The organism is Aeromonas lusitana (genome assembly GCF_002812985.1).
Taxonomy (GTDB): Bacteria; Pseudomonadota; Gammaproteobacteria; order Enterobacterales; family Aeromonadaceae; genus Aeromonas; species Aeromonas lusitana.
Map to the genome: position 1 here is coordinate 68,807 of NZ_PGCP01000013.1, position 20,506 is coordinate 89,312.

General features: G+C 61.6%; 21 protein-coding genes. 12 read left to right on the forward strand and 9 right to left on the reverse strand.

The window, feature by feature from the left end; genetic code table 11:
* Positions 1-42: 42 nt before the first annotated feature.
* Positions 43-1,689, reverse strand: coding sequence for a tetratricopeptide repeat-containing response regulator (locus tag CUC44_RS09265; RefSeq protein ID WP_100859681.1), 1,647 nt, complete (start codon positions 1,687-1,689; stop codon positions 43-45).
* A 189-nt stretch (positions 1,690-1,878) separates the two neighbouring features.
* Entirely contained in the window at positions 1,879-2,937 is a 1,059-nt protein-coding gene (locus tag CUC44_RS09270) for an FAD:protein FMN transferase (protein ID WP_100859682.1), read from the reverse strand.
* A 310-nt stretch (positions 2,938-3,247) separates the two neighbouring features.
* On the opposite strand from CUC44_RS09270, the gene azu reads away from it, so the two are divergent.
* On the forward strand, positions 3,248-3,703 hold the full coding sequence (gene azu, locus CUC44_RS09275; protein ID WP_100859683.1) for an azurin: 456 nt from the start codon (positions 3,248-3,250) through the stop codon (positions 3,701-3,703).
* A gap of 188 nt (positions 3,704-3,891) precedes the next feature.
* Positions 3,892-4,095, forward strand: coding sequence for a hypothetical protein (locus CUC44_RS09280; RefSeq protein ID WP_100859684.1), 204 nt, complete (start codon positions 3,892-3,894; stop codon positions 4,093-4,095).
* A 13-nt stretch (positions 4,096-4,108) separates the two neighbouring features.
* On the opposite strand, the gene CUC44_RS09285 is transcribed toward CUC44_RS09280, so the two are convergent.
* On the reverse strand, positions 4,109-4,669 hold the full coding sequence (locus tag CUC44_RS09285; RefSeq protein ID WP_100859685.1) for a HutD family protein: 561 nt from the start codon (positions 4,667-4,669) through the stop codon (positions 4,109-4,111).
* A 289-nt stretch (positions 4,670-4,958) separates the two neighbouring features.
* Between CUC44_RS09285 and CUC44_RS09290 the strand changes: the two genes are divergently transcribed.
* Both CUC44_RS09290 and CUC44_RS09295 read left to right on the forward strand, forming a co-directional pair.
* Positions 4,959-5,927 (forward strand): nucleoside hydrolase, encoded by a 969-nt coding sequence (locus tag CUC44_RS09290; protein WP_100859686.1) that lies wholly within the window; start codon positions 4,959-4,961, stop codon positions 5,925-5,927.
* A gap of 98 nt (positions 5,928-6,025) precedes the next feature.
* Positions 6,026-6,355, forward strand: coding sequence for a DUF3634 family protein (locus CUC44_RS09295; protein ID WP_167388847.1), 330 nt, complete (start codon positions 6,026-6,028; stop codon positions 6,353-6,355).
* Positions 6,356-6,434: 79 nt separating this feature from the next.
* On the opposite strand, the gene CUC44_RS09300 is transcribed toward CUC44_RS09295, so the two are convergent.
* Entirely contained in the window at positions 6,435-7,343 is a 909-nt protein-coding gene (locus tag CUC44_RS09300) for a LysR family transcriptional regulator (RefSeq protein ID WP_100859687.1), read from the reverse strand.
* Between the two features lie 119 nt (positions 7,344-7,462).
* Here CUC44_RS09300 and CUC44_RS09305 point away from each other — a divergent pair, with 119 nt between their 5' ends.
* From CUC44_RS09305 to CUC44_RS09340, 8 genes are all read left to right on the forward strand, one after another.
* Positions 7,463-7,906 (forward strand): carboxymuconolactone decarboxylase family protein, encoded by a 444-nt coding sequence (locus CUC44_RS09305; protein WP_100859688.1) that lies wholly within the window; start codon positions 7,463-7,465, stop codon positions 7,904-7,906.
* Between the two features lie 545 nt (positions 7,907-8,451).
* The gene (cyoA, locus tag CUC44_RS09310; protein WP_100859689.1) at positions 8,452-9,477 is read left to right on the forward strand and encodes a cytochrome o ubiquinol oxidase subunit II; all 1,026 of its coding nucleotides are present in this window, start codon (positions 8,452-8,454) and stop codon (positions 9,475-9,477) included.
* Between the two features lie 3 nt (positions 9,478-9,480).
* Entirely contained in the window at positions 9,481-11,457 is a 1,977-nt protein-coding gene (cyoB, locus tag CUC44_RS09315) for a cytochrome o ubiquinol oxidase subunit I (protein ID WP_100859690.1), read from the forward strand.
* Positions 11,458-11,461: 4 nt separating this feature from the next.
* Positions 11,462-12,076, forward strand: a complete 615-nt coding sequence (locus tag CUC44_RS09320) for a cytochrome o ubiquinol oxidase subunit III (protein ID WP_100859691.1) — start codon at positions 11,462-11,464, stop codon at positions 12,074-12,076.
* The gene (locus tag CUC44_RS09325; protein WP_100859692.1) at positions 12,077-12,406 is read left to right on the forward strand and encodes a cytochrome o ubiquinol oxidase subunit IV; all 330 of its coding nucleotides are present in this window, start codon (positions 12,077-12,079) and stop codon (positions 12,404-12,406) included.
* Positions 12,407-12,416: 10 nt separating this feature from the next.
* The gene (cyoE, locus tag CUC44_RS09330; RefSeq protein WP_100859693.1) at positions 12,417-13,310 is read left to right on the forward strand and encodes a heme o synthase; all 894 of its coding nucleotides are present in this window, start codon (positions 12,417-12,419) and stop codon (positions 13,308-13,310) included.
* 183 nt (positions 13,311-13,493) lie between these two features.
* A complete protein-coding gene (locus CUC44_RS09335; protein WP_100859694.1) occupies positions 13,494-14,855 on the forward strand; it encodes an MFS transporter in 1,362 nt (453 codons plus the stop codon).
* A 63-nt stretch (positions 14,856-14,918) separates the two neighbouring features.
* The gene (locus CUC44_RS09340; protein ID WP_100859695.1) at positions 14,919-15,287 is read left to right on the forward strand and encodes a DUF1428 domain-containing protein; all 369 of its coding nucleotides are present in this window, start codon (positions 14,919-14,921) and stop codon (positions 15,285-15,287) included.
* A gap of 75 nt (positions 15,288-15,362) precedes the next feature.
* Here CUC44_RS09340 and tauD read toward each other — a convergent pair whose 3' ends face one another.
* The 5 genes from tauD to CUC44_RS09365 all read right to left on the reverse strand — a co-directional run bounded on the left by tauD (position 15,363) and on the right by CUC44_RS09365 (position 20,297).
* Complete coding sequence (gene tauD / locus CUC44_RS09345; protein WP_100859696.1) at positions 15,363-16,214, reverse strand: taurine dioxygenase; 852 nt, start codon at positions 16,212-16,214, stop codon at positions 15,363-15,365.
* Complete coding sequence (tauC, locus tag CUC44_RS09350) at positions 16,211-17,038, reverse strand: taurine ABC transporter permease TauC (protein WP_100859697.1); 828 nt, start codon at positions 17,036-17,038, stop codon at positions 16,211-16,213. Before tauC ends, tauD begins: the two co-directional genes overlap by 4 nt.
* The gene (gene tauB / locus CUC44_RS09355; RefSeq protein ID WP_100859698.1) at positions 17,035-17,802 is read right to left on the reverse strand and encodes a taurine ABC transporter ATP-binding subunit; all 768 of its coding nucleotides are present in this window, start codon (positions 17,800-17,802) and stop codon (positions 17,035-17,037) included. The genes tauC and tauB overlap by 4 nt, the downstream gene beginning before the upstream one ends.
* 16 nt (positions 17,803-17,818) lie before the next feature.
* A complete protein-coding gene (gene tauA, locus CUC44_RS09360; protein WP_100859699.1) occupies positions 17,819-18,793 on the reverse strand; it encodes a taurine ABC transporter substrate-binding protein in 975 nt (324 codons plus the stop codon).
* A gap of 400 nt (positions 18,794-19,193) precedes the next feature.
* Positions 19,194-20,297, reverse strand: coding sequence for a YdcF family protein (locus CUC44_RS09365; RefSeq protein ID WP_100859700.1), 1,104 nt, complete (start codon positions 20,295-20,297; stop codon positions 19,194-19,196).
* Between the last annotated feature and the right edge of the window lie 209 nt (positions 20,298-20,506).

Below are 20,506 nucleotides of genomic sequence, written 5' to 3' on the forward strand. Positions count from 1 at the left end.
GCTGGATTGGTATCAGCATAGGTGAGGCGCGGGCTCAGTTGGCTAGTTGAACTGGTTAAATTCCTGGCGCAGCTTGCGGAAGCGATCCTGCTGGGCGGGATTCAAGGGGATGCCCTCCAGCACCTCGAGGGTCTCCTTGCACTCGGCGCCAAATTCCGGGCTCTTGCGGTTCTTCTGCATCAGTTGCAGCAGCACCTGGATCTTGTTGAGGGCCGCCCCCGTATTGGCCGGTGCCCGGCGCAGCGCCTCCCTAAAGTGGCCGAGGGCCTGCTCCAGCTCCCCGCTCTGATAGGCCTTGATGCCCAGATCGTTGAGCTGCTGGTAGCGCTGACGACGCTCCTGCACCGTCTTGTCGTCCCGGGTGACCTGGATGCAGGTGGTCAGCAGCCTGTCTTCATCCTCCGCCAGCAAGGCTTGCAGGCTCTCGGCATACTCGAACTCGCCGAGTTGATAGAGCGCCAGAATGGTCTCTCCCAGCAGGGCGGGAGGCATGGTCTGGGGTTGATCCAGCCAGTTCTGGTTGGCGCGATAGAGCATCTTCTTGCCCCTGAGCAGCTCGCCGAGGGCGATCTGCACCCTGGCCTGGCAGATCTGCTCGAATACCGGGTAGTTGAACTCCGCCATCATCAGGGAGTCGCGAATGCGCGACAGGGCCGAGTTCACCTGCTTTTGCAGGTTGGCGATGTGATAGCCGTCGTTGCTGTTGAGGGCATAGAGGGTGAGGGTCTGGATATAGGCCCCGAGATAGTGCGGCGTGCGGTGGATGGAGTTGCGCGACAGGTCGATGAGGGCGAGCAGCACATCCTTGGCCTGACCGTAGTCGTGGCGCAGCAGGCACACCTCCGCCAGACGGCGGGAGAGTTGCACCGACTGGGGGGATATGTCCACCGCCCGCCTGAGCTCTTGCTGGGCGAGTTCATCCTTGCCGAGGGCCAGCTGGGATTCCGCCAGCCAGAGGTAGGCCTCCACCATCAGGGGGGCATTCTTCAACATGGCCTGCAGGTGGCTCACCGCTTCCTCGTGCAGTCCTAGGTTATGACAGGCCTTGCCCAGGGTGAGCCGGGCCCAGCTGTTCTCCTGTCCGGCCAGCAGCTGGCGCATCAGGCTGCGCGCCTCCTTGGCCTGGCCGAGTTTGAGCTGGGTATCGGCCTGCAGACAGCGGCAGAAGTTGGCAAAGCGGGGTACCGTATCGGCCTGGGTGGCGCAGGCCGTGATGAGGGCAGGCAGATCGTTCTGGGTGAGGGCGATGAAGACGCTCTCCAGCGCCTGGCGACGGGCGAGGGCACGTTTGAGGCGAAACGAGAACTGCTCCTGGGAGAAGGGCTTCATCAGGTATTCGTCGGGCTCGGCCTCGATGGCGCTCAGCACCATGGCGCGCGAGCTGTCGCTGCTGACCATGATGACCACGCTCTGGGGGGGAATCAGCTTCTGATCCCGCAGACTTTCGAGCAACTGACGACCGTTCTCGCCCGAACCCAGATCGTAATCGAGCAGATAGATGTCGAAGGACTCTTTCTGGCAGCGGCGCCGCGCCTCTTCGGCGGAGTTGACATAGGTGATGCGGTTGATGCCGATGTTGATCAGCATCGCCTTCATCATCATCTGAAAGGAGCGCTGTTCATTGACCAGCAGGATGCGCCTGGGCTTGGGTTGGGGCTTCTTCTCTGGCTCGGAGTCCGGTGTCTGCATCTGTCTTGGGTCAGGGCGCTGCGGGCGGGTGAATGAAGTGTGCCACCAAAGTCCGCAGACAGGCAATCCGATGGCGACATTGCGCCCTGTTTTCCCACGCAAATCGGCGACGCATCACCTGGCTTGGTGCCTCGCGTCGTGCCTGGCGCCCCGATGCCGGGCAGGGTGACCCGGCAAGGGCTGGCTCATTTAGGCGTGCTTTTGCTGCAGATAGGGGGCGAATTGTGGGGTGAATCTGGCCTCGAACCCCTGCTCAGTCTTGACGATGAGGTAGACCGCCAGTTTGTGCTGTTTGGCAAACGCCATCGCCTGCTTAGGTCCCATCACCATGAGGGCGGTATCCAGGGCATCGGCCTCGAGCGCGGTCGGGGTGAGCACGCTGGCGGAGACCAGCTTGTGGGTCACAGGTGTGCCGGTGGCGGGATCTATGATGTGGGAGTAGCGCTGGCCGTCCAGCTCGTAGTAGTTGCGATAGCTGCCGGCTGTGCTGAGCGCCATACCATTCGGGATGACCACATCCTCGATGGCACCGGGTCTGTCGGATGGCTCGACGATGGCCACTCGCCAGGAGTTGCCCTGACTGTTGTGGCCCTTGCTGCGCACCGCGCCCGCCACCTCGATGAGGTAGTTGTTGACCCCCTTGCTCTCCAGCAAGGCGGCTATCTCATCGGACGCCGCCCCTTCCCCCAGGGTGGAGAGATCGAGGTAGAGATCCGGGATGGATTTGGCGAGCAGGAAGTGGTCTCCCGCCTTGGTGAGGCTCAACTTGTCGATGCCGACCTTAGCCCGCGCCAGGATTATCTGCTCGGCCGTCGGTCGTTTGACCGGGCGCTTGTCCGGGCCAAAGCCCCACAGATTGACCAGGGGGCCCACGGTCACGTCCAGCCGGCCCTTGGTGAGGTGCCCCGCGTCGATGCCTTGCTGCACTATCTTGGCCATGGCGGCCGGGATGATCATGGGGGTGTTGGCCGGCCCCTGATTGAAGCGGGAGATGATGGCATCGGGATCATAGGTGGAGATCTCCTTGTTCATGCGCGCCAGCAGGGCGCCGACGTCCCGTTGCAGCGCCTCCTTGCCCCCCGGGAAGGTGTCGTTCACCGTCACCACGAAGAAGGTGCCCATGGTATTGCCCTGAATACGGGTCTGGACTGGCGGGGCTGGTTGGCAGGCGCCGAGCAGCAGGATCAGGGTCAACAACAAGCCGTGGGAGGGACGCAGCAGGGTGCGAACGAGGAGAGGGCATTTCATCAGTGTTCTCGTAAGACAAGATCGGCAGGGGGGCAAGCTTAGCCAACCGGGCCCGGGCTGACGAGCCCCATGCTCGCACGGGGGCGGAAATAATTAAGCGATTCTGGCTGTTGACCAGGGAGATCTTGTTCCAAAGTTGAAGGGGCACAGGGACAAGCGAGTGACCTGGTCCGCAGCTTTGAGCAAAAGCCATAGTCGTTTGGCAACAGTTGAGTACAATGAAGATCGATTCCGACAGCATCTTTGCCCATCGCCAAGGCGAGTTGCAGGCAAGCATGTTGCCATCCATTGCCAATCAAAGGAGAAGATGATGAAAAAGGCGATTACCCTGCTGTTTCTGGGCTCTCTGACTGCACTGGGCATGTCTGCCCCGGCTATGGCTGACGAGTGCGCATTGGCCATCGACGGCAATGATGCCATGCAATACAACCTCAAGGAGATGAGCGTACCGGCCACCTGCAAGGAGGTGACCATCACCTTGCACCACTCGGGCAAGATGCCGGTGACCGCCATGGGCCATAACTGGGTGCTGGCGAACACAGCAGATTATCAGGCGGTGGCCACCGCTGGCATGAGTGCCGGTGCCGACCACGATTACCTGCCCAAGGACGACGCCCGCATCCTGGCGCACACCAAGCTAGTGGGCGGTGGCGAGAGCACCAGCGTCACCTTCAAGACCGAGGGGCTGGCCGGTAAAGACCTGACCTTCTTCTGCTCCTTCCCCGGCCATTTCGCCATGATGAAGGGTGCCTTCAAGGTCGTCTAAGCCGCTTTGAGTGTCGACATGCCGATAAAAAGCCGGGAGGTCCCGGCTTTTTTCTTGTCTGCCGTGCTGCGTCAAAGGCGAACAGCTCGCCGGTTTCGTGATCTGGCCAAGGGTGCCCGCAGCCGGGTTGGGGTAGCATAGGTCACAAACGGGTCATGTTCTCATACCGAATGGAATGGTTAGAGAGAATGAAAGCAGTCAAATGGGTGCTCGGTTGTTGCCTCATGCTGGTGTGCGCCATCGCGCTGGCGGCTGAGCCCCCGGTCAAGAAGAGTCGCAACGGCATCTGCCACCCCAAGGGCGGCACTTACTACAGCCGCACCAAGTACTACGAACCCTACGACAGCATGCAGGCCTGCCTCGATAGCGGGGGCCGGGCCCCCAAGCGCTGATCCTGCAAGCTGTTTAGCCGAGTGGTTGCAGGGTAAAGAAGGCGATGGCCGTCTTCTTCTGACACTCGAAGCGGATGCTTTCCTCCCCCGTGATGACCAGGGTCTCGTTGACCGCCACTGTCTTGCCCTCAACCTCCAGCTGGCCGCTCAGCAGATGGCAGAGGTAGGTCTTGTCCGCCTCCAGGGTCAGGCTCAAGGGGAAGGGCAGATTGAGCACCCGCACGTTGGCACTGAGACGCTCGGGGTCATAGATGAGCCCCAGATCCGTTACCTCTTTTTTCAACAGCTCGCAGTGGGTCTCGTCGTCGCCGCTAAAATGGGCCGCCTCATGGGTGGCATAGGGGTGGCCGTTGAGCACGAAGCCGGCGCCGCTGATGGGCAGCAGGATGCGCTGATAACCGGGGAATTTGGAGAAGGGGCCTGCCCCCTTGATGGGCGCCGAGCTCAGTCGATAGTCAAAATCGAGCTTGTCCAAGCTCGTCCCCTTGGGGGAGATGAGGATCTGGGCCGTGGTGCCCTGCTTGTTCTTCCAGGGCATCTTCAACTGGTCTGCTTCTTTAATCAGGGTGATCACGATGGCGCCTCGGCAAGGGGAAAAGAGTGAATGCTGGGCCAAGTGATACCATCCGGGGCGCTTGCCCACAAGGCGGTGGCCAGCTGAGCGCGCTCGATTGACTATTATCTCGGCACTTTTTAGCGCTATCTGCTGCCGGGGGCGTTGCTCGCCATATTCCCTGCCCTGAAACGCTCAAAATGGCGCCAGTCGAGGGATTTGCCACCGACCAAACCCCAAGGCTGTGATGGGGACGCTGTTAAAGTGGCCACGGCTCGCTACACTGGCGGCTTCCCTGTATGGAGGCACCATGACCCACAAGATCATTCTGGATACGGATCCCGGCATCGACGATGCCATGGCAATTCTGTTTGCCGAGGCGCACCCCGCCATCGACCTGCTCGCCATCACCACGGTATTTGGCAACGCCACCATAGAGAACGGCACCCATAACGCGCTCTGGCTCAAGCAGAAATACGGCATGAAGGCGGACGTGGCCCAGGGCGCCGCAGCGCCGCTGCTGCGTGAACCCGTGGGGCCCACCACAGTGGTGCACGGCCCGACCGGTTTCGGGGATGTGCAGGCCGGGGAGGTGAGCATCAGCGCGGATCCCCGTCCGGCCTGGCAATATATCGTCGAGGCGCTCAAGGCCGCCCCAGGTGAGATCACCCTGGTGACCATAGGTCCGCTCACCAACCTGGCGCTGGCGCTGGAGGCGGCCCCCGAGATCACCCAACTGGTGAAAGAGGTGGTGGTGATGGGTGGGGCCTTTGGCGTCAACGGTCATCGCGGTAACGTGACCCCCTATGCGGAGGCCAACATTCACGACGATCCCGAGGCGGCGGATCGGGTGTTCACCGCCGATTGGCCCGTGGTGATCATAGGGCTGGACGTGACCCAGCAGAGCTTCTTCAGCAGCGCCTATCTGGATGCGCTGCGGGACGACGCCGGGGAGCCAGGTCGCTTCCTGTGGGATGTGAGCCGCTTCTACCTGCGCTTCTACTCGGAGAGGATCGGCCTGGATGGTTGTCATGTGCACGACCCGTCCGCCATCGCCTATGTGATAGACCCCGACCTGTTCACCCTGCGGGAAGGGCCGGTGCGGGTCATCCACAGCGGCCCCGCCATCGGTCATACCCTGCAAAAATTCGATGGCAAGTCCCATCCCCACGACGAGTGGGCCGACTACCCTGCCCAGCGGGTCGGGGTGGAGGTGCGGGATCAGGCGCTGCTTGCGCTCTATCGCGAGACCCTGGTGGCCTGGGGCAAGGGGCACTGAGACGGGGGCGCCGATGGGCAAAGCGTGATGCTGCCCCGATAATCGGTCGTCGGCTGGGCCTATACTGAGGCCAACAATGGCATGAAGGAGAAGCATGGATGGCCTGGTTGTCTCTGGTGGTGGCGATAGCCCTGATCTGGTGGCTGATGAAGCTGGGGCGTGGCGCCCTGTTCGAGATCCGGCTTGCTCCGGGCAAGGTGCTGGTGAAGCGGGGCAGCGTCTCGGCGCGTTTCCTGGCCCAGGCCAAGCAGATCCTGCAGCAGGATCCGGTGCGCGGCCGCATCCTGGGTCAGCGCGACGGCAACGGGGTGAAACTGGTCTTCTCCCGCTCCATCCCGGAGCCCGTGGCCCAGCGGCTGCGCAACATCTTCCCCTACGGGGACTATCGCGGCGCCGCTCCCGGCCCGGATGGGCGCAAGTCTCACTGACGAGGCAGGATATAAAACGCCGGGCTCCCTGCCCGGCGTTTGCTTTCTATCTACTTGGGCTACTGTGCTCAAGACGCCGTTAGCGCGGTCCCTGCAAGGGCTTCATCACCTCGATCAGGAAGTCGATAAAGGCGCGGGTCTGGGGCTTCAAGAAGCGGCCGCCGCGAAACACCGCATAGATCTCGTCGTGGCGATCCTCATAAGGGGAGGCCTGCCATTCCGGCAGCACGGGGAGCAGGGAGCCATCGTCCAGCCCCTGCTGTACCATCCAGCTCGACAGTAACAAGAGGCCAGAGCCTGCCTTGGCGGCGCACAGCAGCGGCGTGCCCCCGATGGAGGCGAGGTTGCCCTGCACAGCGACGCGTCGCTTCTCCCCTTCACGCTCGAAATACCAGTGCTGGCGCTGGCGACCCTGGCCGCGGATGAGGCAGTTGTGGCTTATGAGCTCATCGGGATGGGCAGGCTCCCCATGCGCTGCCAGATAGTCGGGGGAGGCGACCAGCAGGGTGCGGTTCGCCAGCAGGCGGCGGGCATGCAGGCTGCTGTCGGTCGGGCGACCGATGCGCACGGCCACGTCCACGTTCTCGGCGTCGAGATCCACCAGCCGGTTATCGAGCTCTATCTCGAGGCGCACCTCGGGGTAGCGGGCGAGAAAAGTGGGCAGCCTGGGGGCCAGCCAGGCTGCGCCGAAGCTCTCGAATACCGAGACCCGCAATCCGCCACGGGGCGCCCCGGACAGTGGCTGGAGGGACTGTACCAGCTGATCCGCCTCCTCCAGCAGGGGAAGGGAGCGGGCGAGGAAATACTCCCCCTGCTCGGTCAGCACCAGCTGGCGAGTGCTGCGCTTGAACAGCGGCACCCCGAGCTGCTGCTCCAGGGCGTCTATGGTGCGGGTCACCGAGGAGGGGGCCAGGTTGAGGGCGCGGGCGGCGCGGGAGAAGCTGCCGGACTCCACCACCTGGGCCAGGATACGGATGCGATCCAGCATGATTCGTCCTTTGCGTAAAATGCAAAACTGTTGCCGATTATGACCCCATTCTATTCATCGTGGCGAGAGTGAACAATGTCTCTATCGCCCATGGGGGCGCTCATCGAAGGAGTCTTGCCATGTCTCACCGTATCCAGTTCGCCAGCCAGATCCCCGCCGCCATCCAGGCCATGCGGGGGCTGGAGTCCTATCTCGGCGGCACCGACATTCCCCCAAGCCTCAAGGAGCTTATCAAGCTGCGGGCCTCCATGATCAACGGATGCGCCTACTGCATCGAGTTGCACGCCGAGGTGGCGATGCAGCAACAGGAGAGCCCGCAACGTCTATTGGCACTGGCCGCCTGGCGGGAATCCCCCCTGTTCGACGAGCGGGAGCGGGCCGTGCTGGCCCTGACCGACGAGGTGACCCTGATCGCAGACCATGGCTTGAGCGAGGAAAGTTATCAGCAGGGGCTGGTGCAACTCGGTGAAACCCTGCTGGCCCAGTGCCTGATGCAGATAGTCACCATCAATGCCTGGAACCGGATCGCCGTCGCTACCCGTATGGAACATTCCCACCCTTGATACCGGGATACACCAGTTAACACCTCCGTGTTGCAGGAAGATGACAACATAAAATGCTGATAACGGATCTCTGGAGGAGATCCGTTTTTTTTCGTACCAGGGGCCGAAAAGGGGGATCCGGGAAGGAAAAGAGGGGGTTTCTCGAATGCAAGAAGTTAATCATACATTCGTTTGATTAATTAATTTTTATTTTTGTGATAGTTTCATGGCGCCAGATCAAAGAATTGGTAACAGAAAATCATGGATGAGGGGAGCGGTATGAGGCCTTATTATCTTGTTACTCACTGCGGAAAGAGAGAGGAATACCTGTTTTGATTATTTAGTGAACGATTTTGGTGGGGCAGAAAATTAACGGGAGATGAATTGCATGGGTGTGATCCTAGTTAATTGGTCACTGTCAAGCAATTAACATCAATCTCGTGTTTGTATCAGCTTGAAAACAATTTAGGGATTAATTTTTCATGTTGTTCACATGCCAGTCTGATGCAATAAAATGCTGCATTTTTTAATTATACCAATAAGCCTTGGGAAGATGAGGACATTGCATGAGACCTTTTGATGTGAAGAGGGGCTTGGGCGCTTTGCTGTTGATCGCGACTGCTGGCTTGCTGAGTGGCTGCGACATGGCTCTGATGAGCCCCAAAGGGCAGGTTGGTCTGGAGCAGAAGTCACTGATATTGACCGCACTCGGCTTGATGCTGATCGTGGTGGTGCCCGTGATTGTCATGGCGGTGGCGTTCGCTTACAAATACCGAGCGTCCAACACCAGCGCCACCTATGCGCCGGACTGGGCCCACTCCAACAAGATTGAAGCGGTCGTCTGGACCGTACCCGTCATCATTATCGCCATCCTGGCGGTGATTACCTGGAAAACTTCCCACTCGCTGGATCCTTACAAGCCGCTGGAATCGGATGTCAAACCGATCCAGGTTGACGTCATCTCCCTCGACTGGAAATGGTTGTTTGTCTATCCGGAACTGGGCATTGCCTCGGTCAACGAGCTGGCCTTCCCGGTCAATACCCCGGTCAACTTCCGGGTGACCTCGGACAGCGTGATGAACTCCTTCTTCATTCCCCAGCTGGGCGGTCAGATCTACGCCATGGCGGGGATGCAGACCAAGCTGCACCTGATTGCCAACGAGGCAGGCCAGTACAAGGGGATCTCGGGCGGCTACAGCGGCGCCGGATTCTCGGGCATGAAGTTCAAGGCCATCGCCACCACGGATCAAGCCGGGTTCGATGCCTGGGTTGCCAAGGTGAAAGCATCTCCCAAGATGCTCGGCACCATGGATGAGTTCAATGCGCTGGCCAAGAAGAGCGAAAACCACCCGGTGGAGTACTTCGCGAGCGCCGATCCCAAGCTGTTCGTCAATGTGATCAACAAGTTCATGGGTGACATGAAACCCAGCGATCACAAGGGCATGAAACACGACGACGCCAAGCAGGGCGCCGAGATGGACATGGCCGAGATGGATCACGACGACATGGCAGCAGCCGGGCATGAAGGTCATGCCGGTCACATGGCCATGCCGATGGATGACAAGAGTGTGAAAGCAGGATCCGAGGAATAATCGATGTTTGGAAAATTGACACTCGAGGCTGTTCCGTACCATGAACCCATTATCATGGTCACGATAGCCGGTATCATTTTAGGTGGGCTGGCGATCGCCGGTCTCATCAGCTACTACGGCAAGTGGCAATATCTGTGGAAAGAGTGGCTCACCTCGGTGGACCACAAGCGCCTCGGTATCATGTATCTCATCCTGGGCATGGTCATGCTGCTGCGCGGCTTCGCCGATGCGGTCATGATGCGTACCCAGCAGGTCATGGCGTCGGCCGGTGGCGAGGGCATATTGCCACCGCACCACTACGACCAGATCTTCACCGCCCACGGCGTCATCATGATCTTCTTCGTGGCCATGCCACTGGTGATCGGCTTGATGAACATAGTCGTGCCGCTGCAGATCGGTGCCCGTGACGTTGCCTTCCCCTTCCTGAACAACCTGAGCTTCTGGTTTACCGCCGCGGCCGTGGTGCTGATCAACGTCTCCCTCGGGGTCGGTGAATTCGCCCAGACCGGCTGGTTGGCCTATCCGCCCTTGTCGGGACTGGAGTTCAGTCCTGGGGTCGGGGTCGATTACTGGATCTGGAGTCTACAGATCTCGGGTCTCGGGACCCTGCTGACCGGTGTCAACTTCTTTGCCACCATCATCAAGATGCGTGCCCCTGGCATGACCATGATGCGTCTGCCGGTGTTCACCTGGACCGCCCTGTGCGCCAACATCCTGATCATCGCCTCCTTCCCGATCCTGACCGTCACCATCGCCCTGCTGACCGCAGACCGCTACCTGGGTACCCATTTCTTTACTAATGACATGGGTGGCAACATGATGATGTACATCAACCTGATCTGGGCCTGGGGTCACCCCGAGGTGTATATCCTGGTGCTGCCGGTGTTCGGGATCTTCTCCGAAGTGGTGGCGACCTTCTGTAAGAAGAAGCTGTTTGGCTACACCTCCCTGGTGTGGGCGACGGTGGCCATTACCGTGCTCTCTTTCGTGGTCTGGCTGCACCACTTCTTTACCATGGGCTCTGGCGCCAACGTGAATGCCTTCTTCGGCATCACCACCATGATCATCTCCATCCCGACCGGGGTGAAGATCTTCAACTGGCTGTTCACCATGTACCGTGGTCGCATCGAGTTCAGCTCCCCCATGCTGTGGACCGTCGGCTTCATCATCACCTTCACCGTGGGTGGGATGACTGGCGTGCTGCTGTCCGTGCCGGCTGCCAACTTCGTGCTGCACAACAGCCTGTTCCTGATCGCTCACTTCCACAACGTCATCATCGGCGGCGTGGTGTTCGGTTGCTTCGCCGGTATCACCTACTGGTTCCCGAAGGCGTTTGGCTTCAAGCTCGATGACGTCTGGGGCAAGCGTGCCTTCTGGTTCTGGATCACCGGCTTCTTCGTGGCCTTCATGCCGCTCTACGTGCTGGGCTTCATGGGCATGACCCGTCGTGTCAGCCAGAACATAGACCCCGAGTTCCACGGTTGGCTGGTGGTGGCCGCCTGCGGCGCCGGCCTGATTGCCATCGGCGTCTTGTGCCAGCTGATCCAGGTCGTGGTCAGTATCCGTGACCGCGAGAAGAACCGCGATCTGACCGGCGATCCCTGGGGTGGCCGTACCCTGGAGTGGGCGACTTCCTCGCCGCCGCCGTTCTACAACTTCGCCATCGAGCCGAAGGTCAAGGGTCTGGATGCCTTCTGGGAAGCCAAGCAGGACGGTAGCGCCTATCGTCAGCCGGCCCAGTATGCCCCCATCCATATGCCCAAGAACTCGGGCGCCGGTGTCATCATCGCGGCCTTCAGCGTGGTGTTCGGCTTTGCCATGATCTGGCACATCTGGTGGATGGCCATCGCCGGTTTCGTCGGCATGATCGGCACCTGGATCATCCACAGCTTCAACGACGATGTGGACTACTACGTACAGGTTGACGAGATCGAGCGCATCGAAGGTCAGCATTTCGACAATATCAACAAGGTAGCCTGACGCTATGGCAACTGACGTACTCCATCACACTCACGGCGCCCATGAGGATCATGGGCACCATGATGCCGGTGCCACCAAGGTATTCGGTTTCTGGATCTACCTGATGAGTGACTGCATCTTGTTTGCGACCCTGTTCGCAACCTATGCAGTCCTGGTCAACGGCACCGCCGGCGGTCCCGCCGGCAAGGACATCTTCGAACTGCCGTTCGTGTTCGCCGAAACCATGCTGCTGCTGCTGAGCTCCATCACCTTCGGTTTTGGCATGCTGGCCATGAACAAGAACAAGGTCGCCGCCGTCAACACCTGGCTGCTGGTGACCTTCCTGCTCGGCGCAGGCTTCATCGCCATGGAGATCTACGAGTTCCATCATCTGATCGTCAATGATGCGGGCCCGGATCGCAGCGGCTTCCTGTCTGCCTTCTTCACCCTGGTCGGTACCCACGGTATCCACGTGACCAGTGGCCTTATCTGGATCATCGTGATGATGGTGCTGATCACCAAGAAGGGGCTGACCGAGCGCAACCGTACTCGCCTGATGTGCCTGAGCCTGTTCTGGCACTTCCTGGACGTGGTATGGATCTGCGTCTTCACCGTGGTCTATCTGATGGGGGTCATGTAAATGAGTCATTCTGTTGACAATCACGGCGCCAGCCACGGCAGCGTCAAGTCCTACATGACAGGGTTCGTGCTGTCACTCATCCTGACCGCAGTCCCGTTCTGGATGGTGATGGACGGCTCCGCCTCCCACGCCGTGGTGCTCGGCACCGTGGTCGGCATGGCGGTGATCCAGATATTCGTGCACCTGGCTTACTTCCTGCACATGAACACCTCCTCCGAGGAGCGCTGGAACCTGGTGGCGCTGGTCTTCACCGTGCTCATCATCGCCATAGTCGTGGTGGGCTCCCTGTGGATCATGTACAACCTCAACATCAACATGATGGTTCACTAAGCGGGTTGATGTGATGATGAAGCAATACCTGCAAGTGACCAAGCCGGGCATCATCTTCGGTAACCTCATCTCGGTTATCGGGGGTTTCTTGCTGGCGTCCAAGGGGAGCCTAGACGTCCCTCTGTTCATCCTGACCATGGTCGGGGTGTCACTGGTGGTCGCCTCCGGCTGTGTGTTCAACAACTACATCGACCGGGACATCGACTGCATCATGGAGCGGACCAAGAACCGCGCCCTGGTGAAGGGGCTGATCGCGCCGGGCGTTTCGCTCTGGTACGCGAGCGCCCTCGGCGTTGCGGGCATTGCACTGCTCTACTTCGCGGCCAATCCGTTGGCCGCCTTGCTAGCAGTGCTGGGCTTCCTGGTCTATGTGGGGGTCTACAGCCTCTACATGAAGCGCCATTCGGTCTATGGCACCCTGGTGGGTAGCCTCTCCGGCGCCGCACCACCCGTCATCGGCTACTGCGCGGTAAGCGGTCAGTTCGACTCGGGTGCGCTTATCCTGCTGGCGATTTTCAGCCTGTGGCAGATGCCGCACTCCTATGCGATTGCCATCTTCCGCTTCAAGGATTACCAGGCCGCCAACATCCCTGTGTTGCCGGTGGTGAAGGGGATCTCCGTGGCCAAACACCACATCACCCTCTACATCCTGGCCTTCATGGTGCCGACCCTGATGCTGTTCCTCGGCGGTTACGCCGGTTACAAGTACCTGATCGTCGCCACGGCGGTGAGCGTCTGGTGGTTGGGGATGGCGCTGTCTGGCTACAAGGCCGCGGTGGATGACTCCCTCTGGGCCCGCAAGTTGTTCATGTTCTCGATCGTCACCATCACCTGCCTCAGCGTGATGATGTCGGTGGACTTCCAGCCGGACGCAGCGCCTGTGCTGGTGAGCATGCTGCCCTGAGACTCCGTTAATCCGGGCCCTGTGATGTGACACAGGAAAATCAGTAGAATCCAGAGCCGGGAACTTTCCCGGCTCTGTTATTATGAGGCCCCCTTGCGGGGCGTTTATCCAGTTTTCGGGTGTGGCGTGCCTTGTGTCATCCGCCCCTTGAGTCTCTCTTCTCTCTGACCTATCGAGGCCATCATGAATGATTTCACCATGACGAGGGGCGAGCGCCGCGCCACCTGGGCGCTCGGCTCCGTCTTCTCGTTGCGCATGCTCGGCATGTTTATGGTGCTGCCGGTGCTGACCACCTATGGCATGTCCCTGGCGGGGGCCTCCGAGGCGCTGATCGGGCTTGCCATCGGCATCTACGGCATGACCCAGGCCCTGTTGCAGATCCCGTTCGGCCTGCTCTCCGATCGCATCGGTCGAAAGCCCCTCATCGTCGGCGGCCTGCTGATGTTTGCCGCAGGCAGCGTCATCGCCGCCATGAGCGACTCCATCTGGGGGGTCATCGTCGGGCGCGCCCTGCAGGGCAGCGGCGCTATCTCGGCCGCCGTCATGGCCCTGCTCTCGGATCTCACTCGCGAGCAGAACCGCACCAAGGCCATGGCCTTCATCGGGATCAGCTTTGGCATCACCTTCGCCATCGCCATGGTGACCGGGCCCCTCATTACCCATGCGCTGGGCTTGTCCGGCCTGTTCTGGATGATTGCCCTGCTGGCCCTGGCCGCCATCGCCCTGGTGCTCTGGGCTGTGCCCAGACCCGAGGCCCATCTGCTCAATCGGGAGTCCGCCATGGTGCGCGGCGGTTTTCGCACCGTGCTGGCCAACCCGCGCCTGCTCAAACTCAACCTCGGCATCCTCTGCGTGCACACCCTGCTGATGTCGAGCTTCGTGGCGCTGCCGCCGCTGCTCGAACAAGCGGGTCTGCCCCGGGACAGTCAGTGGCAGGCCTATCTGGTGACCATGCTGATCGCTTTTGTTAGCGTGGTGCCCTTCATCGTCTACGCTGAGAAGCGCCGACAGATGAAGCGGGTGTTCCAGGCCTGCGTGCTGGTGATGCTCATTGCCGAGCTGGTGCTCTGGCAGGCGGGTCTGCAGCTCTGGGGCCTGCTCGCGGGACTGCAAATTTTCTTCATCGGTTTCAACGTGATGGAGGCGCTGCTGCCGTCGCTCATCAGCAAGGAGTCGCCCCCCGGCTACAAGGGCACCGCCATGGGGGTCTACTCCACCAGCCAGTTCATCGGGGTCGCCATCGGCGGCAGCCTGGGGGGTCTGCTCTATGGCATGGGGGGCGCCCCCTGGGTGTTTGGCGGTTGCTCCGCCCTGGCGCTGTGCTGGCTTGGGGTCAGCCTCACCATGCAGGAGCCCCCCTACGTCAGCAGCCTGCGCATCTTGCTGCCAGAGGGCGTCGAGGCCACACCCGAGCTTGAGCAGAAGATCCGCGCCTGCGATGGGGTGAGCGACGTGCTGATGGCCCCGGCAGAGCGCTCTCTCTATGTGAAGGTGGATACCAAGCACCTGAGTCGCAGCGATCTGGAGCGGCTGATCGTCGCCTGAGGCTGGGGGCGGTGAGCCGACTCCCTTGCTATGCTGAGATCCCCAAACAAGGAGGATCGTCTCATGTCATACGTAGACGGCTTCGTGATCGCCGTGCCCACGGCGAACAAGCAGGCCATGATCGACCATGCGAAATACATAGATCCCATTTTCCTCGAGCTCGGCGCCACCCGGGTGCTGGAGTGCTGGGGGGACGACGTGCCCCATGGCAAGCAGACCGATTTTTACCGCGCCGTGGCGGCGAAGGAAGATGAGACCGTGGTCTTCTCCTGGGTGGAGTGGCCGGACAAGGCCACCCGGGACGAGGCGATGCAGAAGATGATGCAGGATCCCAGGATGGATCCGGCCAGCCCCATGCATCAACAGATGCCGTTCGATGGTGCCCGCATGATCTACGGCGGTTTCAACCCCGTGCTGGAGTTCAAGGCCTGAGGCCTGACCTTCACTGCTGCGCAAAAAGCTCGCCAATCGGCGGGCTTTTTTATGGGCGATCCCTATGTCAGATCTTCAGGAGGCGCGCCAGAAGGGCTTGTCCCCGAGTATGGTGGCCCTGTGCATCACCCGCCGCGCCGGCAGGTAGTCGGCGTTGGCGTAGTGCTGGGTCACCCGGTTGTCCCAGATGGCGATATCGTTCTCCCGCCAGCGCCAGCGCACCTGAAACTCGGGGCGGGTGATGTGATCGAACAAGAAGCCGAGCAGGGCCTCGCTCTCCCGGGCGGGCAAATCCGGCAAGCGGGTGGTGAAGCCCTCGTTGACGAACAGCGCCTGCCGGCCGCTCACCGGGTGGGTGCGGATCACAGGATGGCGCAGGGGCGGGTTCTTGGCCACCGCCGCCTGCCAGCGCTGGCGATCTTCTTCGCTGCCGTTGTGGCGATGGGCCGGGAAGGACTTGGTGAAGTCGTGCTCCGCCTCCAGCCCCGCCAGCAGCTTTTGCAGCGGTGGGGAGAGGGCCGCCAGCGCCGCTATGCCGCTGGCCCAGAGGGTGTCGCCCCCGGTTGGTGGCAGTTGCTTGGCGGCCAGGATGGCGAGCGCCGGCGGCGTCTCGATGAAGGTCACGTCCGTGTGCCAGTTGTCGTTGTCCGGCGGATTGTCGTCGTGGGTGTCGAGCACGATGATCTCCTCGGCTTCCTCGCTGTGGGGATAGACGGGGTGGATGTGCAGGTCCCCAAAGCGATTCGCCAGCGCCCGTTGCTGTCTCGGAGTGATGGGCTGATCCCGCAAGAACAATACCTGGTATTTCAAGAGCGCCCGGTGGAGCTGCTCGAATTGCCCCTGGGTCAGGGGCTCGGCCAGGGTGAGGCCGGCAACTTCGGCGCCGATATGAGGCCCGAGCGGTGTGATGGTCAACTTGTCGTTCATTGTATTTCTCCATGCCAGGGCGTCAGCCTGCGCTGCAATGCGCGTAACCCCAATTCCAATACGAAGGCGATCACCGCGATCACCAGAATGCCTGCCAGCACCACGTCGGTGGCGAGAAACTCGCCGGCAGATTGCACCATAAAGCCCATGCCCCGAGTGGCGGCAATCAACTCGGCCGCTACCAGGGTCGACCAACCCACCCCGAGGCCGATGCGCAGCCCGGTCAGGATCTCCGGCAGCGCCCCTGGCAGGATCACGTGCCACAGCACTTGCGCCTTGGTGGCGCCGAGCGCCCGGGCCGCTCGCAGCCGCACCGGCTGGGCGCTCTGCACCCCGGCCAGGGTCGCCATGGCTACGGGGGCGAAGATGGCCAGATAGATGAGCAGCACCTTGGCGGTCTCGCCGATGCCAAACCAGATCACCATGAGCGGCAGGTAGGCGAGGGGCGGCACCGGCCGGTAAAGCTCGATGAGGGGATCCAGTACCCCGCGCACCGTGGGGGAGAGTCCCATGGCGATGCCCGCCGCTATGCCAAACACAGCCGCCGCCGCCAGGGCGACCAGGATGCGGCCCAGGCTCGCTCCCAGGTGTTGCCACAGGGTTGCGTCCATAAAGCCCTGGGGGCCGGCGATGGTGACGAGCTGGGCCAGCACCTGGGCCGGGGGCGGCAGGAACAGGGGATCTATCCAGCCAAGGCGGGCCACCAGCCACCAGAGGGTCAGCAAGGCAACCAGAGTCGCGATACTCAGGCTCAGTCGCCTCGGCAGCGGCCAGTGCAGGGTGCGCCCGCGCAGATGCAGGTGTCGGGTGAGGAGCACTATCATGCGAACGCCTCCCGCTGCTCGAACACCCGGCCGAGCACGTACTCACGTCGCTCGATAAAGGCCGGATCGGATTTGATGCTGCGGCAGGGTTCCCCCGCAGCGTAGCGGCGCCCGAAGTTCAGGGAGAGTCGCTCCATCACCCGGCCGGGGGAGGGGGAGAGCAGCACCAGATCGGTTGCCAGAAACACCGCCTCCTCGATGTCGTGGGTGATGAGCAGCACCTGGCGTCGCCCCTGGTGCCACAAACGCAGCAGCAGGGTCTGCATCTGCTCTCGGGTGAAGGCGTCCAGCGCGCCGAATGGCTCGTCCAGCAACAGCAGTTGCGGCTGGGTGGCCAGGGCGCGGGCGATGCCGACCCGTTGGCGCTGGCCGCCGGAGAGCTGCCAGATGGCGCGCTCACCGGCCCCCTCCAGCCCCACCTGACGCAGCAAGGCTTGCGCCTGTTCATGGCGTTCGCTCTTGGCTACGCCCGCCAGTTGCAGACCGAAGGCCACGTTGTCCTGCACGTTGCGCCAGGGGAGTAACCCCTCACTCTGGAACACCACGCCGCGCTCGGCGCCAGGGCCAATCACCCGCTCGCCCCCCAGGCTTATCTGGCCGTGGTGGCAGGGCTCGAAGCCTGCCACCAGGTTGAGCAAGGTGGTCTTGCCGCAGCCGGAGGGACCCAGCACCACCATCAACTCCCCCGGTTCGAGGCAGAGGCTGATGTTGTCGAGCACCTTCCTGCCGGCGTACTCAGCTGACACATAAGAGAGCTGCAGCATGATCGTCTCCTGTGGCTTATTGGGGTAGTGACTTCACGAAGCGGTCGGTCACAAATTGGCTGTAGTCGGCGGCGGCGCTTGGCACCTTGCCTTGGGCCTTGAGGAAGCGGGCCGTGTCGACGATGGTCTGGTTGACCAGGCCGCTCAGCTCGGCACTCTGAGCGCGGGCATCCAGATAGGTGTTGCCCTTGACCAGCTCGGGCACGTCGGACTCGGGTACGCCGCTCAGGCGAGCCAGCTTGTCGAGGTTGTCCGGCTTGGCCAGCCAGCTGTCCGGGTTGTCGAGATAGCCGCGCTGGGCCGCCAGCGTGCTGTTGACGAAGGCCTGTACCACCTCGGGATGGGCCTTGGCGAAATCCTTGCGGACCACCCAGACATCCAGGGTCGGTGCGCCCCATTGGCCTACCTGGGCCGAGTCGGTCAGCACCTTGCCCTCCTTGGCGAGCTGGTTGAGGGCCGGTGCCCACACATAGGCCCCGTCGATGTCACCGCGCTGCCAGGCGGCTATGATGGCCGGTGGTTGCAGGTTCACTATCTGCAGCTTGGCCGGATCGACGCCCCAGTGCTTGAGGGCGGCCAGCAGGCTGTAGTGAGTGGTGGAGCTGTAGGGTACGGCGATGCGTTTACCCACCAGATCCTGGGGGTTAGCGAGTCCTTGCTTCACCACCAGCGCCTCGGATTCGCCGAGCTTGGAGGCGAGCAGGAACACCTCGATGGGCACGTTCTGGCTGGCGGCCACCGCCAGCGGGCTGGAGCCGATATTGCCTATCTGCACATCGCCGGAGGCCAGCGCCCGCACCACGCTGGCGCCGCTGTCAAACTTGCGCCAATCGACCTTGGCGCCGCTCTCCTTGGCGAAGGTGTTGTCGGCCTGGGCGACCTTGGCGGGCTCGGCCGAGGTCTGGTAAGCGACCGTGACCTCGACCGCTTGGGCCGTGTGTGCGACCAGGGCGAGTGCCGCCAGCCAGAGAGAAGTTCCTTTTCCTGTCATGATGCCAATCCTTGCGATGGGTGATGGAAGGCTCATCTTTCCCCGAAACCGGGTGAGGAATGAAGGAACGAGAAGGCAGCTGTCATCAGTTATGGTTCTTAGAAAAAGAGCGGTGAATCAATGAGCTAATTGAGATATGCCGGAATGTGAAGAGGTTATTCGCGCGTTGGCAATCGGGCTCTCTCGCGGGAGGCCGGCGTGGGAGGAAGGTACGGAAGAAAACTGACGGTAAAGGAGGGGGAACACTGGGGGAGAGCGGGCAGGGCTTTATTTCACGGGTGGGCTCTGCGGCCAGAAAGCAGCAACCCGCCGATGGGCGGGCTGCTGTGGTTCGGCTAGATAGGTAGCCGTGGCAGCGATCAGGGCGATCAGTTCGATCAGGACTCTGAGGTGCGGGTGATCAACGCTCGATCAGTGGCGCCGAGCGATAACTCCAGAGGCCATAGGTGCGCAGCGCATCCCGATAGATGCCGAGCAGTTCGCCGTCGCTTACCTTAGCCAGGGTCGAGAGCGGCTTGTCCGGGAAGGCGACGCTGTCTATCTGGATCCCGGCCGGGCCGCTCTGCCAGCTGGCGATTTCCAGCAGGATCTGGCCCCGGCGCACATGGCTGGCGGAGCTCACCAGGGTCGCGTACTCAATCTGGTGGCGGGCGAGGGCATAGCCGCTGTAGAGGGCGTTCTCCACCGTGCTGGTGGCATAGTTCTCCTCTATGATGCGGGATCTGTCGACCCCCTTCTTTACCAGCCAGTTTGCCATCAGCTTGCCCTCGGTCTGGCGGTTCTGGGGCACGCCGCCGGTCAAAATGATCAGCGCGCTCGGGTTCTCCTGGGCCAGCACCCGGGTGGTTTCGAGGCGCCCCAGCAGGATATCGTTCATGCTGCCATCGGGATTGAGGGCATAGCCCAGGGTGACGATGGCGCGGCGCCCCTTCTTCTCGCCCCGTCCCTGCTGCTCCTTGAGCGGGGTGGCGTTGACCCTGTCCACGGTATCGAAGATGCGCTGCAAGTCGGCGGCGCGCCCGCCATTGAGCTCGCTCACCCGCTTGAAATAGGCATCGGATTTGGCCTGATTGCCCTTGAAGCGCTGCCAGGTGGCCAGATAGGTGTTGAGATCCAGATCGTCCGGCGCGGTGCTGAGGGCCTGCTCGAACAGGCTGATGGCCCTGTCCACGTTGCCGTTGTAGATCTGGGCGTTGGCCGCCGAGATGAGCAGATCGGTGCGGTAGGGTTCGAGCTGATAGGCCTGTAGCAGCAGATCGGTGACCTGCTCCATGTTGCTCGGCATCTTGGCGGTGAAACCTGCATCCGAGACCCGAGCCGGCGACTTGAAGATGTGCAGGGCATCCGCCAGCAGCTGATCCACCACCTGACGCTTGCTGATGTATTGATCGTAATTTTGCTCCTTTTGCAGGGAGCGCACCGGGGCTGCATCGGCGGCGAAGGGGATCAGTGCCGGCAGCGCCAGCAGGCTGGCCAGGGTCAGGGCAATCGCGGTTCTTTTCATCAGGGCTTCCTTGGGGCAGGGGAGCTTGCATCCCCCTGCCGCTTTTCCAATTAAAACATGATCTTGGTCTTGGCATCTTATCCTGTTCGGGATGAAGAAAACGTGAACCACACCGACGAACCCGAGATGGCGCCCCATTCACGGCCGTCCGGGCCGCCCGTCGCCATGTTGCTGTTGATGGGGCGCGGCTCGCCGGGCTGCAACAGCTC

Excerpts from the sequence above, each read along its gene's own strand:
- CUC44_RS09365 (WP_100859700.1), bottom strand. The coding sequence starts at position 20,297 with ATGAAAAGAACCGCGATTGCCCTGACCCTGGCCAGCCTGCTGGCGCTG.
- tauA (WP_100859699.1), bottom strand. The coding sequence starts at position 18,793 with ATGACAGGAAAAGGAACTTCTCTCTGGCTGGCGGCACTCGCCCTGGTC.
- CUC44_RS09300 (WP_100859687.1), bottom strand. The coding sequence starts at position 7,343 with ATGCTGGATCGCATCCGTATCCTGGCCCAGGTGGTGGAGTCCGGCAGC.
- CUC44_RS09320 (WP_100859691.1), top strand. The coding sequence starts at position 11,462 with ATGGCAACTGACGTACTCCATCACACTCACGGCGCCCATGAGGATCAT.
- tauB (WP_100859698.1), bottom strand. The coding sequence starts at position 17,802 with ATGCTGCAGCTCTCTTATGTGTCAGCTGAGTACGCCGGCAGGAAGGTG.
- tauC (WP_100859697.1), bottom strand. The coding sequence starts at position 17,038 with ATGATAGTGCTCCTCACCCGACACCTGCATCTGCGCGGGCGCACCCTG.
- CUC44_RS09265 (WP_100859681.1), bottom strand. The coding sequence starts at position 1,689 with ATGCAGACACCGGACTCCGAGCCAGAGAAGAAGCCCCAACCCAAGCCC.
- CUC44_RS09335 (WP_100859694.1), top strand. The coding sequence starts at position 13,494 with ATGAATGATTTCACCATGACGAGGGGCGAGCGCCGCGCCACCTGGGCG.
- CUC44_RS09290 (WP_100859686.1), top strand. The coding sequence starts at position 4,959 with ATGACCCACAAGATCATTCTGGATACGGATCCCGGCATCGACGATGCC.
- CUC44_RS09305 (WP_100859688.1), top strand. The coding sequence starts at position 7,463 with ATGTCTCACCGTATCCAGTTCGCCAGCCAGATCCCCGCCGCCATCCAG.
- CUC44_RS09295 (WP_167388847.1), top strand. The coding sequence starts at position 6,026 with ATGGCCTGGTTGTCTCTGGTGGTGGCGATAGCCCTGATCTGGTGGCTG.
- cyoB (WP_100859690.1), top strand. The coding sequence starts at position 9,481 with ATGTTTGGAAAATTGACACTCGAGGCTGTTCCGTACCATGAACCCATT.
- cyoA (WP_100859689.1), top strand. The coding sequence starts at position 8,452 with ATGAGACCTTTTGATGTGAAGAGGGGCTTGGGCGCTTTGCTGTTGATC.
- tauD (WP_100859696.1), bottom strand. The coding sequence starts at position 16,214 with ATGAACGACAAGTTGACCATCACACCGCTCGGGCCTCATATCGGCGCC.
- CUC44_RS09325 (WP_100859692.1), top strand. The coding sequence starts at position 12,077 with ATGAGTCATTCTGTTGACAATCACGGCGCCAGCCACGGCAGCGTCAAG.
- azu (WP_100859683.1), top strand. The coding sequence starts at position 3,248 with ATGAAAAAGGCGATTACCCTGCTGTTTCTGGGCTCTCTGACTGCACTG.
- CUC44_RS09270 (WP_100859682.1), bottom strand. The coding sequence starts at position 2,937 with ATGAAATGCCCTCTCCTCGTTCGCACCCTGCTGCGTCCCTCCCACGGC.
- CUC44_RS09280 (WP_100859684.1), top strand. The coding sequence starts at position 3,892 with ATGAAAGCAGTCAAATGGGTGCTCGGTTGTTGCCTCATGCTGGTGTGC.
- CUC44_RS09340 (WP_100859695.1), top strand. The coding sequence starts at position 14,919 with ATGTCATACGTAGACGGCTTCGTGATCGCCGTGCCCACGGCGAACAAG.